The organism is Rossellomorea sp. ABR4_004, assembly GCF_056159585.1.
In genome coordinates this window covers 658,743-675,316 of record NZ_JBSWVM010000001.1, presented here as the reverse complement: position 1 = coordinate 675,316, position 16,574 = coordinate 658,743, and the positions used below count along the sequence as shown (strand labels likewise).

At 41.8% G+C, this 16,574-nt stretch carries 19 protein-coding genes; 17 read left to right on the top strand and 2 right to left on the bottom strand.

Annotation, left to right across the window (positions count from 1 at the left end):
• Positions 1-124 precede the first annotated feature (124 nt).
• Entirely contained in the window at positions 125-508 is a 384-nt protein-coding gene (locus tag ACXAF2_RS03695; protein WP_113970477.1) for a rhodanese-like domain-containing protein, read from the bottom strand.
• Positions 509-723: 215 nt separating this feature from the next.
• Here ACXAF2_RS03695 and ACXAF2_RS03690 point away from each other — a divergent pair, with 215 nt between their 5' ends.
• From ACXAF2_RS03690 to ACXAF2_RS03680, 3 genes are all read left to right on the top strand, one after another.
• Positions 724-1,560: a lipoate--protein ligase family protein gene (locus tag ACXAF2_RS03690; protein WP_475137412.1), complete on the top strand. Its 837-nt coding sequence runs from the start codon at positions 724-726 to the stop codon at positions 1,558-1,560.
• Positions 1,561-1,911: 351 nt separating this feature from the next.
• Positions 1,912-4,482 (top strand): vitamin B12-dependent ribonucleotide reductase, encoded by a 2,571-nt coding sequence (locus ACXAF2_RS03685; protein ID WP_475137411.1) that lies wholly within the window; start codon positions 1,912-1,914, stop codon positions 4,480-4,482.
• 107 nt (positions 4,483-4,589) lie between these two features.
• Entirely contained in the window at positions 4,590-5,471 is an 882-nt protein-coding gene (locus tag ACXAF2_RS03680) for a patatin-like phospholipase family protein (protein ID WP_475137410.1), read from the top strand.
• Between the two features lie 16 nt (positions 5,472-5,487).
• Here the strand turns inward: ACXAF2_RS03680 and ACXAF2_RS03675 are convergent, their stop codons facing one another.
• On the bottom strand, positions 5,488-5,850 hold the full coding sequence (locus tag ACXAF2_RS03675) for an SA1362 family protein (RefSeq protein WP_475137409.1): 363 nt from the start codon (positions 5,848-5,850) through the stop codon (positions 5,488-5,490).
• Positions 5,851-6,132: 282 nt separating this feature from the next.
• On the opposite strand from ACXAF2_RS03675, the gene ACXAF2_RS03670 reads away from it, so the two are divergent.
• The 14 genes from ACXAF2_RS03670 (at position 6,133) to accC (ending at position 16,565) form a co-directional block, all read left to right on the top strand.
• Positions 6,133-6,702 carry a YqhR family membrane protein gene (locus ACXAF2_RS03670; protein WP_475137408.1) on the top strand — a complete coding sequence of 190 codons (570 nt, stop codon included), beginning with the start codon at positions 6,133-6,135 and terminating at the stop codon, positions 6,700-6,702.
• Between the two features lie 94 nt (positions 6,703-6,796).
• A complete protein-coding gene (gene aroQ, locus ACXAF2_RS03665; RefSeq protein WP_475137407.1) occupies positions 6,797-7,255 on the top strand; it encodes a type II 3-dehydroquinate dehydratase in 459 nt (152 codons plus the stop codon).
• Positions 7,245-8,309: a M24 family metallopeptidase gene (locus tag ACXAF2_RS03660; protein WP_475137406.1), complete on the top strand. Its 1,065-nt coding sequence runs from the start codon at positions 7,245-7,247 to the stop codon at positions 8,307-8,309. Before aroQ ends, ACXAF2_RS03660 begins: the two co-directional genes overlap by 11 nt.
• Positions 8,310-8,349: 40 nt before the next feature.
• A complete protein-coding gene (efp, locus tag ACXAF2_RS03655) occupies positions 8,350-8,907 on the top strand; it encodes an elongation factor P (RefSeq protein WP_034757996.1) in 558 nt (185 codons plus the stop codon).
• A 296-nt stretch (positions 8,908-9,203) separates the two neighbouring features.
• Positions 9,204-10,127 carry a stage III sporulation protein AA gene (spoIIIAA, locus tag ACXAF2_RS03650; protein WP_475137405.1) on the top strand — a complete coding sequence of 308 codons (924 nt, stop codon included), beginning with the start codon at positions 9,204-9,206 and terminating at the stop codon, positions 10,125-10,127.
• Positions 10,128-10,643: a stage III sporulation protein SpoIIIAB gene (gene spoIIIAB, locus ACXAF2_RS03645; RefSeq protein WP_148969590.1), complete on the top strand. Its 516-nt coding sequence runs from the start codon at positions 10,128-10,130 to the stop codon at positions 10,641-10,643.
• A 79-nt stretch (positions 10,644-10,722) separates the two neighbouring features.
• Complete coding sequence (spoIIIAC, locus tag ACXAF2_RS03640) at positions 10,723-10,929, top strand: stage III sporulation protein AC (RefSeq protein WP_034758004.1); 207 nt, start codon at positions 10,723-10,725, stop codon at positions 10,927-10,929.
• 14 nt (positions 10,930-10,943) lie between these two features.
• Positions 10,944-11,336, top strand: coding sequence for a stage III sporulation protein AD (spoIIIAD, locus tag ACXAF2_RS03635; protein ID WP_172655798.1), 393 nt, complete (start codon positions 10,944-10,946; stop codon positions 11,334-11,336).
• A gap of 34 nt (positions 11,337-11,370) precedes the next feature.
• Positions 11,371-12,561 (top strand): stage III sporulation protein AE, encoded by a 1,191-nt coding sequence (gene spoIIIAE, locus ACXAF2_RS03630; RefSeq protein ID WP_475139090.1) that lies wholly within the window; start codon positions 11,371-11,373, stop codon positions 12,559-12,561.
• A gap of 18 nt (positions 12,562-12,579) precedes the next feature.
• Positions 12,580-13,203 (top strand): stage III sporulation protein AF, encoded by a 624-nt coding sequence (spoIIIAF, locus tag ACXAF2_RS03625; protein WP_475137404.1) that lies wholly within the window; start codon positions 12,580-12,582, stop codon positions 13,201-13,203.
• Positions 13,193-13,846: a stage III sporulation protein AG gene (gene spoIIIAG / locus ACXAF2_RS03620; RefSeq protein WP_475137403.1), complete on the top strand. Its 654-nt coding sequence runs from the start codon at positions 13,193-13,195 to the stop codon at positions 13,844-13,846. Before spoIIIAF ends, spoIIIAG begins: the two co-directional genes overlap by 11 nt.
• 14 nt (positions 13,847-13,860) lie before the next feature.
• A complete protein-coding gene (locus ACXAF2_RS03615; protein WP_044340042.1) occupies positions 13,861-14,409 on the top strand; it encodes a SpoIIIAH-like family protein in 549 nt (182 codons plus the stop codon).
• A gap of 275 nt (positions 14,410-14,684) precedes the next feature.
• Complete coding sequence (gene accB, locus ACXAF2_RS03610; protein WP_475137402.1) at positions 14,685-15,197, top strand: acetyl-CoA carboxylase biotin carboxyl carrier protein; 513 nt, start codon at positions 14,685-14,687, stop codon at positions 15,195-15,197.
• A 15-nt stretch (positions 15,198-15,212) separates the two neighbouring features.
• Complete coding sequence (accC, locus tag ACXAF2_RS03605) at positions 15,213-16,565, top strand: acetyl-CoA carboxylase biotin carboxylase subunit (RefSeq protein ID WP_475137401.1); 1,353 nt, start codon at positions 15,213-15,215, stop codon at positions 16,563-16,565.
• The last annotated feature ends 9 nt before the right edge of the window (positions 16,566-16,574 follow it).

Here is a 16,574-nt window from a genome sequence, read left to right as displayed (position 1 = left end):
ATCGCTGCGGGGGTTTTTTTGAGGGACGGACCTTCAAGGAGGTGGGGGGAGAACCACCAACGCCAATCCACCCGGCTATTTCCACCAATTAAAAAAGGATCGCCTTAAAGGCAATCCTTTCACATTATTTTTTATGTTTTACTTTACCTGTCCACTTTTTAAAGCCGCCCTGCAACTGGTGAAGATCTCGGTACCCTTTGCGGTGAAGCATTTGAGCTGCTCTTCCACTGCGGAGTCCGCTTTGGCAATAAAGGTAAACGGGCTGATCGGCACGGATTTCCTTTTGTCTCATTTTAATTTGAGAGAGGGGGATATTTCGTGCGCCAAGTACGTGACCGTTATCAAATTCATTCGCTTCACGAACATCTATCAACTGAGCTTTCCGATATCCTGCTCTAAATTCTTCTTCAGTCAAAGTATTCACAATTCTCTTTTGATAGAAGAACGTAAAGAGTGAATAAACAATGATTCCACCAAGTACGACTAAAAGAATATATAATCCTTCCATCATTCATGCTCCTTTCTACAAATGCGCTAACTTCTATTATATTCATGAAAGCCCTGAGAATCAAAACAAATTTATTATTTTACAGCAAACACTTTCCAATCTGTTTTTCTTTGTTTTTTCTTTTGGATTTGATAGACTAGTAACGGACTTAAATGAAGTTGATGTTTTACATAACAAAATAATATTAAAGAGAAGACGTAAATGAGGTATGATGCATGAAAAAAGAAACATGGAGATTCATTGACTCAGGGAATTGTTCCCCTTCTTATAATATGGCACTTGATGAGGCGCTATTGGATTGGCATAGCGAGGGGAAGATTCCTCCCACGATCAGGTTTTATGGCTGGGATCCCGCGACGCTCTCGATCGGATACTTTCAAAAGGTAGAAAAGGAAATCAATCTTGATGCAGTGAAAGAGCACGGACTGGGCTTTGTCAGAAGACCGACGGGAGGCAGAGGGGTTCTGCATGAGCATGAATTGACGTACAGTGTCATTGTTTCCGAAGAACACCCTGAGATGCCTAAAACGGTTACGGAAGCATATCGAGTGATTTCTGAAGGGATCTTAAAAGGATTTCAAGGACTTGGACTCGAAGCCTACTTTGCTGTTCCGAAAACAGCAGAAGAGAGGGAAGGATTAAAAAATCCACGTTCGGCCGTTTGTTTTGATGCTCCAAGCTGGTACGAGTTAGTCGTTGAAGGCAGAAAAGTGGCTGGAAGTGCCCAGACGCGGCAGAAAGGCGTCATCCTTCAACACGGTTCCATTCTATTGGATCTTGACGAGGATAAGTTGTTCAGCCTGTTTAATTATCCATCGGACAGGGTGAAAGAGCGTATGCAGCGGGCATTTAAAAGCAAGGCAGTCGCGATGAACGAAATCAGTTCTGAAACGGTCACCATGGATATGGCGAAGGAAGCGTTCAAAAAAGGTTTTGAAGAAGGATTGAATATCCACCTGGAACCATATGAACTTTCTGAAGAGGAAACACAATATGTTGTGGACCTTGCCAGGACCCGATACGAATCAGATGACTGGAATTTTAAGCGATAAAAATTTTTTTGTAGAAAAAAAGCGATGCTTGTCGCTTTTTTCCTATTTTACCAACTATTACGCGGCTTGGATTTATATCAAGTTCTAAATTAATAGAAATGGTCGGAGGTTTATATGATTTTCTATAATTTCCTCCTGTTTTCTATTTTTATTGGCTTATTATCCGTTTGACAAACAATTGACCTATTGACCTGAAACACAATATGTGGTGTGTCGAATAATTTTTAACACACTATATATTGTGTTTATTTATTGCTTTTCTAATAGAGCTATGATATCGTATTACTTGATATTAGACATCAAAGTAATCAACATACAATTGAAAGATTTGAGATAGAAGGAGTTGTCTTTATGACTGTTGCGTCGAAAAACACAATGAAATTAAACATCGAAAGATTAAATCAGGATATCGGATTATTTCCTCAAGTACATCCCATAACCCCAGATATGAATACTACACACAAAGGTGTATCCCGTCTTGTCATGATTGATCGCTATTCTTTCAAAGACACGGAAAAAATCACTCTTTCTGAAGGGGATTTCGTGGTCCTCACCATCAAAGAAGATCCTAAATTCCCTGCAAGAGGATTAGGGTACATTTCGAGCATCGACTGGGAAACGAAGAAAGCAGATGTTTGGATTGAAGAAGAGTACAGAAGTGCCATCGACAAGCCGGAAGAAATGGAAACCGGTATCGTCTCACGAACACTCGATGTAATCGAAAAGCCACTGGAAGTCTACTATGAACAAATTGCGAAGCGTAACGCAACAGGCTTGGCAGAAGTGGAAGAAACTCCTGAAAAGAGACAAGTTTGGTTTGAAAAATTCTATCATGAGTTAGTGAACCTTCATTTTGTTCCTGCTGGCCGGGTACTTTACGGGGCTGGTGCCGGAACGGACGTAACGTACTTTAACTGCTACGTGATGCCTTTCGTACAGGATTCTCGTGAAGGAATTTCGGAACACCGCAAGCAGGTGATGGAAATCATGAGCCGAGGCGGAGGGGTCGGAACGAACGGATCGACTCTTCGTCCGCGAAATACTCTGGCTAAAGGTGTAAACGGTAAATCCTCCGGGTCGGTTTCCTGGCTGGATGACATCGCTAAATTGACTCATTTGGTTGAGCAGGGTGGATCAAGACGTGGAGCACAAATGATCATGCTTTCAGATTGGCATCCCGATATTATCGAATTCATCATATCTAAAATGCAAAACCCGCGTATCCTACGTTATCTTCTTGAAAATACAGAAGATGAAACCATTAAAAAAGCAGCACAGGATAAGTTGAAATTCACACCTCTGACAGAACAAGAGGAAGCGATGTATCAAGGAATCCTTAATTATAGACAAATCCCTGGCTACGGTGGATTTGATGCGAAAATCCTTAAGAATGCAGAAGAAAAGCTTCGTACAGGCGGAACGTACAGCGTCCATAATTCAGAATTCCTGACAGGTGCGAATATCTCGGTTTGCCTGACAAGCGACTTTATGGAAGCTGTTGAAAACGATCGTGAATATGAACTGCGCTTCCCTGATGTGGAAACTTATAACGAAGAGCAAATGAAGTACTATAATGAAGAATGGCACAACGTAGGTGATGTCCGTGAGTGGGAAAAGCTGGGCTACAAAGTGCGCACTTACCGTAAGATCAAGGCAAAAGAGCTTTGGAATCTTATCAACGTTTGTGCAACTTACTCAGCGGAACCTGGAATCTTCTTCATTGATAACGCGAATGACATGACGAATGCGAAGGCATATGGTCAAAAGGTAGTTGCTACGAACCCATGTGGTGAACAGCCTCTTGCTCCATATTCCGTGTGTAACCTGGCAGCTGTCAACCTTGCTCAGTTTGCCAATAAAGAGACGAAATCTGTTGATTTTGAAAAATTGAAGCGTACCGTTGAAGTGGGTGTGCGCATGCAGGACAATGTCATCGATGCGACTCCGTACTTCCTTGAAGAAAACAAAAAGCAGGCACTTGGAGAGCGCCGTGTAGGTCTTGGGGTAATGGGTCTTGCAGATTTGTTGATCTATTGCGAAAAAGAATATGGTTCTGAAGAAGGCAACAGACTTGTGGATGAAGTATTTGAAGTCATCGCAACAACCGCCTATCGTGCATCTGTTGAATTATCCAAGGAAAAGGGAAGCTTCCCATTCCTTACAGGAAGTACCGACGATGAAACGAAGGCTTTACGTAAAGCGTTTGTAGAAACAGGTTTTATGAAGAAAATGCCTGAGGATGTTCGGAAAGACATTCAACAGTTCGGGATTCGAAACTCTCATCTATTGACCGTTGCCCCAACAGGTTCAACAGGTACGATGGTTGGAGTATCTACTGGTCTTGAACCTTATTTCTCATTCACATATTACAGAAGTGGACGTCTTGGTAAGTTCATTGAAGTGAAAGCGGATATTGTAGAGGATTACTTGAACAGAAATCCGGATGCAGATGCTGACAATCTTCCTGAATGGTTTGTTTCTTCCATGAGCCTGGCGCCACAAGCACATGCCGATGTCCAATGTGTGATTCAGAATTGGATCGACAGCTCAATTTCAAAAACGGTTAATGCCCCTCGTGGATATACGGTCGAGCAAGTAGAGAAAGTGTATGAGCGACTTTATAAAGGGGGAGCAAAAGGTGGAACCGTCTACGTTGACGGAAGCCGTGATTCACAAGTTCTTACCCTCAAGGCAGAAGAAAACAGCTTTGATGACGAGGACGAACAGGAACAAAAAGACATTCCTACCTCGAAAAAGCCGATCGTATTACTTGATACGATTCAGGACGTACGTTCAACTGACGTGACCATAGGTTCTGAAGTCGGGAATACGTGTCCGGTCTGCCGTAAAGGGACGGTAAAAGATATGGGTGGCTGTAATACTTGTACAAACTGCGGCGCACAGCTGAAATGCGGTCTATAATAAATGAAGAAAAATAGGAGGGGACTTGTTCCCTTCCTATTTTTTTAGTCTAAAACCCTTCATTGTGAATTAAAGATGTAGTAATAGACATTGAAGGAGTGGGGCCTTTGGACATCGATGGTGTTTTTTCAGGTGGAGGCATAAAGGGGCTCGCGTTAATCGGAGCATATCAAGCATTAGAGGAGAAGGGCTACAAATTTAAAAGGCTCGCAGGAACAAGTGCCGGAGCGGTAATTGCAGCATTTATTGCTGCAGGTTATTCGAGCAGGGAGCTCCTCAAAATTATGGATGATATAGAAATTAGTAAATTGCTGGACTCAAACGCGATCATCTCTCTCCCTATTATAAAATGGTTTAGGGTTTACTATCGTTTAGGTTTATATAAAGGAGTGGCGCTTGAAAGCTGGGTAGAAGAGAAGCTGAAAGCAAGAGGGATTTATACGTTTGCCGATTTACCACCCCATTCACTCCGGGTCATCGCTTCGGATTTATCGAATGGCAGATTATTGGTTCTTCCAGATGATCTGGAGAAGTACGGCATAGCGAAAGAAACCTTTCCTGTGGCCAGGGCGATACGAATGAGTGCGAGTCTTCCTTACTTCTTTGAACCTGTAAAGCTGCGATCTTTAGAAGGAATAAGTTTCATGGTTGATGGTGGGGTGCTCAGTAACTTCCCAATGTGGTTGTTCGATAGGGAAAATGTGAAAAAGGTAAGACCGGTCATCGGGGTGAAGTTGAGTCACGATCTAGTCGGAAAGCCAAAAAAACAAATTAAAAATGCGATTGATATGTATGAAGCACTCTTTACTACAATGAAAGATGCACATGATTCAAGATACATTTCCAGAAAACTTGAAAAAAACATCATCTTTATTCCGACTGAAGGTGTGCTCACAACCGAATTCGGATTAACACCGGAAAAAAGAGCAGAACTCATTCAGTACGGAAAATCAAAAGCAGAAGCATTTCTTCAAAAATGGCCGTATTAATAAAACAATCGAGCTCCTAAAATGAGGCTCGATTGTTTTTCTTATTCTTTTTTCCTTCAATTACGGTAAGGTTGGCATTGGATTTCTTTCGTATCGAACGTTTCTTTGAGGCGTTTGATACTTGAGGCTTACTTGGAGATTTTTTCTTATGCCGCCTCTTTGATTGTTTGGCTGCTTTAAGAAACGCTCTCTGTTCATTACTATTACCAGACCGCCTTCCGCTGAACCATCTTCGGTAAATGAAGTAGATAATTCCGATTACAGCTGCAGTAACAAATAATTGTTTAACCAACCCTAAAGGATTTCCGAATAGGGAAGTTAAGAGCCCTACAATAGCTAACAATATTAATGTGAAAACAAAGATATTACGAGCGTTCAACAAAGCCACCTCCTTACATACAATCCATTATACATATCTATACTATTATTCTAGACAATTTCCTTGTTATTTAACCATATTAGTTATCGATTTTCTGTAAATATTACTGGGCCTATTTTTTTGAAACTTGGAAAGATACTATCTATTTTACTAAAAAATCAAACAAAGGACTAGAGATAGGATTTTATCATCCATATTTCCTCACCATTCACAGATGAAAAATAAGTAAAACCATGCAAATGTTTAAACGAATGGGACATACTACGAATGGAGGTGTTACAGATGGCTGAACAAAAGGGACAGCATGAAAAGGTTCAGGATGGAACAGAAGAAAGCAAAGAGAATCCGCGTTTAGAGCAGAATCAGGGTGAAAAACCATTATCGTTCATGGCGATGGTCGTAGTGACGGGCTTTATAGGTGGGATGTTATGGAGTTCAATTGCCTACATTTGTTACTTTTTTTCCTTTACGAAAATCGAGCCAAATATTATTTTTGAGCCGTGGGCGGTTGGTGACTGGGTGGACAAATGGATCGGGATCGTTCTTTCCATTGTGGCATATGGAGTGATTTCTATAGGTGTGGCCCTCATATATTATGGTTTATTACGAAAATTCAAGTCAATGTGGGTAGGGGCTGCCTACGGTGTAGCATTATACTTAGCGTTCTTTTTCCTGCTTAATCCGCTCTTCCCGAGCATTGAATCTTTTACTTCCATTGATTATCATACTTTGATCACAACCTTCTGCCTGTATATTTTGTATGGCGTATTTATCGGCTATTCGATTTCTTATGAAGAAAATGAATTGAGACATCAGAATGAAAAAGAAAAATCAGGGGAAGTTTCACACTAACAAATCCTCATTATCAGACAATTATGTAGGTATAGGTATAAGGTTTGTGTTAGAATGTTCATGATGAACATTCTATTTTTTTAGGGGTTTACATATGATGAAAATCTTGCTTTTAAATGGTCCTAACTTAAATAGGCTCGGAAAACGTGAACCAGAGATTTATGGCTACGTCACCTTGCCGCAACTTGAGGTGAAGCTTTCGAAACAAGCAGAAGGTGAAGGCTTTCAACTCGTTTCAGCTCAATCGAACCATGAAGGGGAACTGATTGATTACATACACAAGGCAGAGGATGAAGGGTATGGGGGAGTCATCCTGAATCCCGGTGCTTTCACACATTACAGCTATGCGATAAGAGATGCAGTGGCTTCGGTTTCAGTACCGGTAGTGGAAGTGCATATATCTAATATACATGCCCGTGAAACGTTTAGGCATCAATCTGTCGTGGCCGCTGAAACGATTGGTCAGATCGTCGGATTGGGACTGTTTGGTTACGAGCTGGCTTTACAAGCGATCATAAAGAACATTAAGGGAGTGGAATACGATGAAAATTGAACGATTAAGAGAGACTTTTTCAGAAAACGAACTTGACGGGATCTTACTTACAAGTACCTACAACCGTCGGTACATGACAAACTTTACGGGTTCATCAGGAGTTGTTCTGATTTCTAAAGAGAAAGCGTTATTCATAACAGATTTCCGCTATATCGAGCAAGCAACCGAGCAGGCTGCCGATTTTGAAATCGTCCAGCATACTGGACCCATCCATGAGGAAGTAGCGAAACAAGTGAAAAACCTGGGGATTAATAAATTGGGCTTCGAGAAGAACTACATGACTTATAGTGCGTATGATAGCTATCGTGAAGTGTTGGAAGCAGAACTTGTACCGGTATCAGGGCTGGTAGAAAAGTTACGCTTGATTAAGACACCTGAAGAGCTTAAGATAATTAAGGATGCGGCGGATATTGCCGATGCAGCATTTAAGCATATATTAGATTTTATTAAACCGGGTGTGACAGAGTTAGAAGTTTCCAATGAATTAGAATTCTTCATGAGAAAAGCGGGAGCGACATCTTCATCTTTTGATATCATCGTTGCTTCAGGTAATCGTTCTGCACTTCCTCATGGGGTTGCCAGTGATAAAGTCATTGAAAAAGGTGATTTTGTAACGTTGGATTATGGTGCATACTATAAAGGATATTGCTCCGATATGACACGTACCTTATCTGTAGGAGAACCAAGTGAAAAATTGAAAGAGATCTATGATGTCGTTCTACAATCACAACTTCTGGCTATGGAAAAAATCAAGCCTGGTATGACAGGTAAAGAAGCGGATGCTATTGCACGTGATTACATAACAGAAAAGGGTTATGGAGAGTATTTCGGACATTCATTGGGACATGGAATCGGCCTTGAAGTCCATGAAGGACCAGGATTGTCCTCCCGTTCCGATGTGGTACTGGAGCCTGGAATGATCGTAACGGTCGAACCGGGCGTCTATGTTCCAGGTGTTGGCGGTGTTCGTATTGAAGATGATACACTCATAACAGAAGATTCCAATGAAACACTGACACATTCTACAAAAGATCTAATCATTCTACCATTGTAGGCCTAAATACAGGTCTACTAGACTATAGGAGGAAATAATTATGATTTCAGTAAATGATTTTCGTACAGGTTTGACAATTGAAGTCGACAACGGGATTTGGCGAGTAATCGACTTCCAACATGTTAAACCGGGTAAAGGGGCAGCATTCGTCCGCTCCAAGCTTCGTAACCTGCGCACAGGTGCCATCCAGGAAAAAACGTTCCGTGCAGGAGAAAAAGTAGGAAAAGCTCAAATCGATAACCGTAAAATGCAATACTTGTATGCGAATGGTGACATGCATGTATTCATGGACAATGAGAGCTACGATCAAATCGAACTTCCTGCTTCTTCCATCGAATATGAATTGAAATACCTGAAAGAAAACATGGAAGTGTCCATTATGATGTACGGTGGAGAAACTCTTGGAGTAGAACTTCCAAACTCGGTTGAATTGAAAGTAACTGAAACAGAACCGGGCATCAAAGGCGATACGGCTTCCGGTGGTTCAAAGCCTGCTACAGTGGAAACAGGATTAGTGGTTAACGTACCGTTCTTTGTCAATGAAGGAGACACATTGATCATTAATACAACAGACGGATCATACGTATCACGTGGATAAATAATGTGAAAAGCCTGACGGGATTACTCCCGTTCAGGCTTTTTTTAATTGGCAATGAGGGCTTTGTCGCCCTGAGTATTGGTTTATCTTCGACATTTTCATTTTATCTCCCGAATTCCCCGTTCCCCTTCATCTCCCTCACTCCAAACCAAATCTCTCAATCCCCACCACAAATCTCCCAACTCTACTGTCATAATCTCATGCCACTAGAATACATTGTATTATCGGGAAGCATGTACGAAGGTTCGTTATGTCTTCATACAATCCGAAGTGGAACAAGATTAGGAGGTACCTATATGAAAGAAGTTCTAGCCTTACTACCCAGCACTATTTCTGACAAAGTCCTGACCCTTCCACAAGATCTAATTGACCGAATTGAAGAGATTAGGGTTCGTACAAACCGTGTGTTGGAGGTCACGGCCAGGGGGAAACCATATTTTCTTTCTTATACCGTAACCGAGGAAGATAGCGAACAGCTTATTAACAAACTATCCCGGCATTCATTTTATACATTGGAAGAAGAACTGAAGAGAGGGTATATCACGATTGAAGGCGGACATCGGGTCGGTCTTGCTGGAAAAGTCATTTTAGAGGGTGGTGTGGTGAAAGGAATTCGGAATCTGTCTTCCTTTAACATCAGGATCGCGAGACAAAAGCTTGGCATAGCTCATTCAATTTTCCCATATGTTTATGAAAGTGGCTGGAAGCATACGATGATTATCGGCTCGCCTCAGACAGGTAAGACGACATTGCTTAGAGATCTTGCACGCATGATATCGACGGGTATCCCTGAAAAAAATATCCCCCCTTTTAAAGTAGGGATTGTCGATGAACGCTCCGAAATTGCCGGCTGTGTAAACGGAATTCCTCAGCTGATGTTTGGACCGAGAGTGGACGTGCTGGATGCATGCCCGAAGGCTGAAGGGATGATGATGTTGATCCGCTCGATGAGTCCCGACGTCCTGATTGTGGATGAGATTGGTCGTGTAGAAGATGGTCAAGCTATCCAGGAAGCCGTTAATGCCGGTATTACCCTTGTGATGACGACTCATGGATCTTCATTTAGTGAAGTTGCGAAGAGACCAGTCATCAAGGACATTGTGAATCTCCAAACCATTGAGCGGTTTGTTGAACTAAGGAGAGGGGATGAGCCTGGTAAGGTTCATGAAGTGTGGAATGAACATGGTCAATCTCTTCTGAAAAAAGTGAGTGTGACATAAATGATTAAACTAATCGGTGCTGTTTTCATCCTGCTTTCTACTTCCTGGGCTGGTTTCGAAGCGTCTAAATATTTAACGGAAAGACCGAGGCAGCTTCGGTTATTGAAGGTGGCCCTCCAGTCATTGGAAGCAGAAATCACTTACAGTCATACCCCTTTGCATGAAGCGACCAGAAAGATTTCCAAGCAACTGCAAAAACCTGTTTCATGGTTCTTCGAAACGTTTTCAAAGAAATTAACGGAGCAGGAGATTTCAGTGAAGAAAGCGTGGGAAGAAAGTCTGAATGATATATGGAAATTAACGGCTTTTAAAACAGGTGAGTACGAGATCCTGAAACAATTTGGAGAAAACCTGGGCAAACACGACATGATGACTCAGCAAAAACATATACAGTTAGCGTTAAAACACTTGGAAAGAGAAGAATCAGAGGCGATAGAAAAGCAGAGAAAATATGAAAAGATGACGAAGAGCTTGGGTTTTTTATCAGGTTTATTACTGATCATCCTATTACTATAACGATGCATTAAAGGTCAATACTTCTAAACATGCCAATCGCTTGCGAGAACAGCTTTTACAAACCGGGAGGGAAATGAATATGGGAATTGATGTGGATATTATTTTCAAGATCGCAGGGGTGGGGATTGTAGTGGCCTTTTTGCATACGATTTTAGATCAGGTCGGGAAGAAAGAATATGCACAGTGGGTTACATTGTTTGGGTTCATCTATATTCTTTTCATGGTGGCCTCGATTGTCGATGATCTGTTCCAGAAGATTAAATCAGTCTTCTTATATCAAGGTTAGAGGGGGCGTCCGCGATTGAAATCATTCAAATTGTTGGTATAGCACTGGTTGCGACCTTTCTGGCTTTGATTGTGAAAGAGCAGAAACCGAATTTTGCTTTTTTGCTTATTGTGTTTGTAGGATGTTCGATCTTTTTATTTCTGATCGATCAGATTTACTCCATCATTCATATGATTGAGAAGCTTGCTGCGAATGCAAATGTGAATATGGTGTATGTAGAAACCATTCTCAAAATTATCGGCATCGCCTACATAGCGGAATTCGCTTCTCACATTACAAAGGATGCCGGCCAAGGAGCACTTGCAGCGAAAGTAGAGCTTGCAGGTAAAATCTTGATTTTAGCAATGGCGGTACCTATTCTAACAGTGATTATCGAAACGATTATCAACATGATCCCAACTGGATAAGCGAAACGTTAAGAGGTGGAAAAAATTGTTGCAAATATATCGAATACTCGTCATAGCACTCGTGATTTTTTTCGTAGGAGCCTCCAGTGGACAAGCTGAAGAAGGAGAGGGACAGAGTCTGCCCGATTCGACAATTCAACAGCAAATGATCGATCAGCAATTAGATCAATTAGGAATCGAAGAATTAAAAGGATTCTGGAACAGTATCGTGGATCAATACGGTGGCTATCTTCCCGAAAGTCAAAAGGGGAGTTTGGTTGATTTTATCAAAGGGGAAAAAGAGTTTTCTTTTAAAGCATGGTTTAGTGGAATCTTCAAGTTCGCCTTCCAGGAGCTTGTGATGAATGGGAAGCTATTAGGAACACTGATTATGCTAACGATTTTCAGTATGTTCCTACAATCCCTGCAGAATGCATTTGAAGGAGGGAGTGTCAGCAAGGTTGCATACAGCATTGTGTTCATGGTCCTGATCATCATCGCCCTAAATAGTTTTCACGTGGCGATTGATTACACCCGGGATGCCATCTCCACCATGATCCACTTCATCATTGCCCTCATACCCCTGATGTTAGCGCTTATTGCCGCTTCCGGGGGAGTTGTATCCGCAGCATTTTTTCATCCTGTGATTATCTTTTTAATGAACACAAGCGGTTTGCTGATCCAAAATGTCGTGCTTCCCCTGTTATTTCTGGCGGCATTATTAAGTATCGTAAGTACCCTTTCCACTCATTATAAAGTGACGCAGCTAGCCCAGTTATTGCGGACATGGAGTATCGGGTTATTAGGAGCCTTTATGACCGTTTTCCTTGGTGTTATCTCCGTGCAGGGAGCCACGGCAGCGGTGACAGATGGGATTACGATTCGAACAGCGAAATTTGTTACAGGGAATTTTGTACCTGTGATCGGAAGGATGTTCACGGATGCGACGGATACAGTGATAAGCGCTTCCGTTCTTTTAAAGAACACGGTGGGAATCGCTGGCGTGGCCATTGTTCTGATCATTGCAGCTTTTCCCGCAATCAAGATCCTCATGATTGCGTTTATTTATAAATTAGCAGCGGCTCTCCTGCAACCACTCGGTGGCGGACCGGTGATTGAATGTCTCGATATCATTGCCAAAAGTGTGATTTATGTCTTTGCTGCCCTTGCCATTGTGTCCTTTATGTTCTTTTTGAGTCTTACCGTCATCATTGCGGCAGGAAATATCACGATGATGATGCGATAAAGAGGAAGGAGTACCGTCATGTCATTTCTCACCGATTGGATTACAAATATCATAATCTTTGTTCTCTTAGCCACCGTCATTGACATGCTTCTTCCCAGTTCCAACATGCAAAAATATGCGAAAATCGTGACTGGCTTATTGTTGATCACCATTATCCTTACACCTTTGTTTAAATTAATGGCCACCGACTTTGATAAGGTGATGGAGTCAATTGATATAAATGGAGATTCTCAGAATAATTCTGTAGAAAATTTAATAGAAATGAAGAAAAAAGAAATACAAGCCTCTCAACGTGCATATATTTTAGAACAGATGGCTGTCCAAATGAAACAACAAGCTGAAAAGGAGATGATGGATGAACACGGTAAGGTCATTGAGAGGGTTGTAGTGAAAGCAGATGATTTGGAGAATGTCCCGGATAGTATCACAGAAGTGACAGTGGTAGTTAAAGAAAAACAGGAAAACACTACGATTGAAACTGTTCAAAACGTGGAGATCGATACGGGAGCTGAGCCGAGAAAGAAAACGCCTGAAGAAAGTACGTCCCTAATGGCCTCCTTACTTGCCGAGCAATGGAATCTTACACCAGACAAAATAATCATTACTGTTGAAGGGGGGACTGGGGAAGCCAATGAACTTTAATAAAGGTCCGCTTAACGCATTGAAGGAATGGCTGTCAAAGGAGAATGCAAATTCACCGCCAAAGGATAAAAAAGGGAATAAGTTTCAATACTTTCTCATTGTGCTGTTGATAGGTGTCGCCTTTATGCTGATCAGTGATCTTTGGAGCAGGGATAGCAGCATGGAAGTATCTAATTCAGTAGACCAAGAAGCTCCTGAAGAGGTCGCAACATTCGGCTCCGGCCATAAGGAATCGGATGGCTCCATGAGAGGGTACGAAGATCAATACGAAAACCAGCTGAAAGAAGCCCTGGATCAGATTGTCGGGGTGAGTGAAGTGCATGTTGTTGTCAATGTAGAGGCAACAGAGTCAAAAGTGTATGAAAAGAATGAATCCACACAGTCACAAACAACCTCTGAAGAAGATAAGCAAGGTGGAAAACGATCGATAGAAGATAAATCACAAGAGGAAGAAATGGTCATCGTCAGGGATGGAGAGAAAGAAGTTCCCATTGTGAAAGAAACTAAAAAACCTAAAGTCAGCGGTGTCCTTGTTGTAGCAAAAGGGGCCGATAATATACAAATCAAAAAATGGATCATAGAAGCTGTTACCCGTGGATTAGACGTACCAAGTCACAGGGTTTCGGTTCTGCCCAAAAAATAAGGGGGAAATGATAGATGTTACTTAAAAAACAAACAGTTTGGTTATTAACGATGTTGAGTCTTGTGATCGTGCTTTCAGTTTATTACATTACTTCTCCAACACAGCAAGTGACAGATATGGCATATGAGGAAAAGGACGGAAAGGAGCAAGCGAAAGAAGATGGGAAGGAAACTATGTCTGACATGGAAGTTGTAACAGACGCAGCTGGTAATGAAATGTTCGAAGCTTTAAGAATTGAAGTATTGGACCAACGCGAACAGCTTCGCGAAGAACTGGAAGCGAAAGTAGCGAACGCCGATGTATCAGCAGAGGAAAAAAGCGCTGCCTATGAAGAGATGGAGAACTTAAGAGAGTTGGCCATGACAGAATCAGTATTGGAAACAATGATTAAAACAATGGGTTATGAAGATGCGTTAGTCAGAGCTAATGGTGAAAATATCCGTATCACAGTGAAATCCGACAAGGAGCACTCAACAGCCGATGCGAATGAGATCATCCGCCTCGTGATGAGTGAAGTCGGGCAGATGAAACCGGTAGCAGTAGAATTCCAACCAACAAATTAATGTGAAAACCAGTGCCGCCGAAGGGGAACCTTCAGGTGGCTATTTTTTGTTTGAAAAAGGAACTGCAATGACTTGCAGCACACATAAAAGAACCAACAGATATCAAAAAAATTCTTCTATTATTTTATTTTTTTTCTAAAAAGGTCTAGAATAGAGGATAGGGTTGTATGCGCTTTACAGATTGGTAGGAATCGCATATTGAATTTATACGAGGTATTATCGTATGATATTAGTAGCTAGTCATAATTTTTTAAACTATAAGAGGGGTGTCAACCGTGTTAAAAATTCAAGAAATTCGTGAAATAATCAAACTCGTAGATCATTCTAGTGTTGATGAGTTTACATACGAGCATGATGGTTCGAAAATTAAACTTAAAAAGAATAATGGTGTAACAGTTTCCGGACAACCACAAGTCGTTCAGGCAGTAGAGGAAGTGAAACCTGCAGCTCAAGCAGTACAGCAGGCTCCTGCGCCTGTTCAGGAAGCAGCTCCTTCTGTCAATACAGAAGAAAAAGAAGCTCCACAAGCAAAAGCTGAAGATTCAAACTTACATAAAATCACGTCTCCAATGGTAGGGACGTTCTATCAATCTTCTTCCCCGGAAGCAGGTCCATATGTGAAGGTTGGAGATAAAGTCGAAGAAAGCTCTGTCGTATGTATCGTAGAAGCGATGAAATTATTTAATGAGATTGAATCGGAAGTAAAAGGTGAAATTACAGAAATCTTAGTAAAAGACGGTCAATTGGTTGAATATGGACAGCCGTTATTCTTGGTCAAACCTGAATAAGGAGCGAAAATAGATATGATAAAAAAGGTATTAATCGCCAATCGAGGAGAAATTGCGGTACGTATTATTCGTGCATGCCGAGATTTAGGCATCGAAAGTGTAGCCGTTTATTCGGAAGCAGATAAAGAAGCACTCCATGTTCAATTAGCTGATGAAGCTTATTGCATCGGACCGACTGCATCGAAAGACAGCTACCTGAATTTCACAAACATCATTAGCGTGGCAAAACTGACAGATTGTGATGCGATTCACCCGGGTTACGGATTTTTAGCCGAGAACTCTGACTTTGCAGACCTGTGCCGCGATTGCAACATCATCTTCATAGGTCCTTCACCAGAAGCGATCTCGAAGATGGGTACGAAAGACGTGGCCCGTGAAACCATGAGAGAAGCAGGCGTTCCGATTGTACCGGGTTCAAAGGGTATCGTGAAGGACGCAGAAGATGCGGTTCAGCTTGCAGAATCCATGGGTTATCCTGTCATCATCAAAGCCACTGCAGGTGGTGGAGGAAAAGGGATACGTGTTGCGAAAAGCCGGGAAGAGCTTGTTAAAGGGGTGACGATCACTCAGCAAGAAGCCATGACTGCATTCGGTAACCCTGGTGTTTACATTGAGAAGTTCATCGAGGACTTCAGACATGTGGAAATCCAGGTACTGGCTGATAATTTTGGGAACGTGATCCATCTTGGAGAACGTGACTGTACGATTCAGCGCCGTCTTCAAAAATTGATCGAAGAAACGCCATCTCCTGCTTTAACAGAAGAAATTCGTGTTAAAATGGGGGAAGCAGCAGTAAAAGCAGCCAAAGCGGTTGATTATACTGGTGCCGGCACGGTAGAATTTATATATGACTACGTTAATCAATCCTTCTACTTTATGGAAATGAATACCCGTATTCAAGTAGAGCACCCAGTAACGGAACAGGTAACAGGAGTCGATTTGATTAAAGAACAAATTCTCGTGGCATCAGGAGAAAAGCTTTCCCTTACACAGGAAGAAGTAACATTCACTGGTTGGGCAATTGAATGTCGTATTAATGCAGAGAATCCTGAGAAGAATTTCATGCCGTCAGCAGGACGAATAGAAATGTATCTTCCACCAGGCGGCATTGGCGTAAGAATCGATTCTGCCGCATATCCTGGTTATATGATCCCTCCATACTACGATAGTATGATTGCCAAAGTGATCACTTATGGAGCGAATCGTGAAGAAGCGATCTCAAGAATGAAGCGTGCTTTGAGTGAATTTGTGGTTGAGGGTATACACACAACCATTCCGTTCCATTTGAAACTATTAGAACATGAAACCTTTGTTGGTGGAGAATTTAATACGAAGTTCTTGGAGAAATACGAAGTAATGAAATCCTAGTGTGAATTC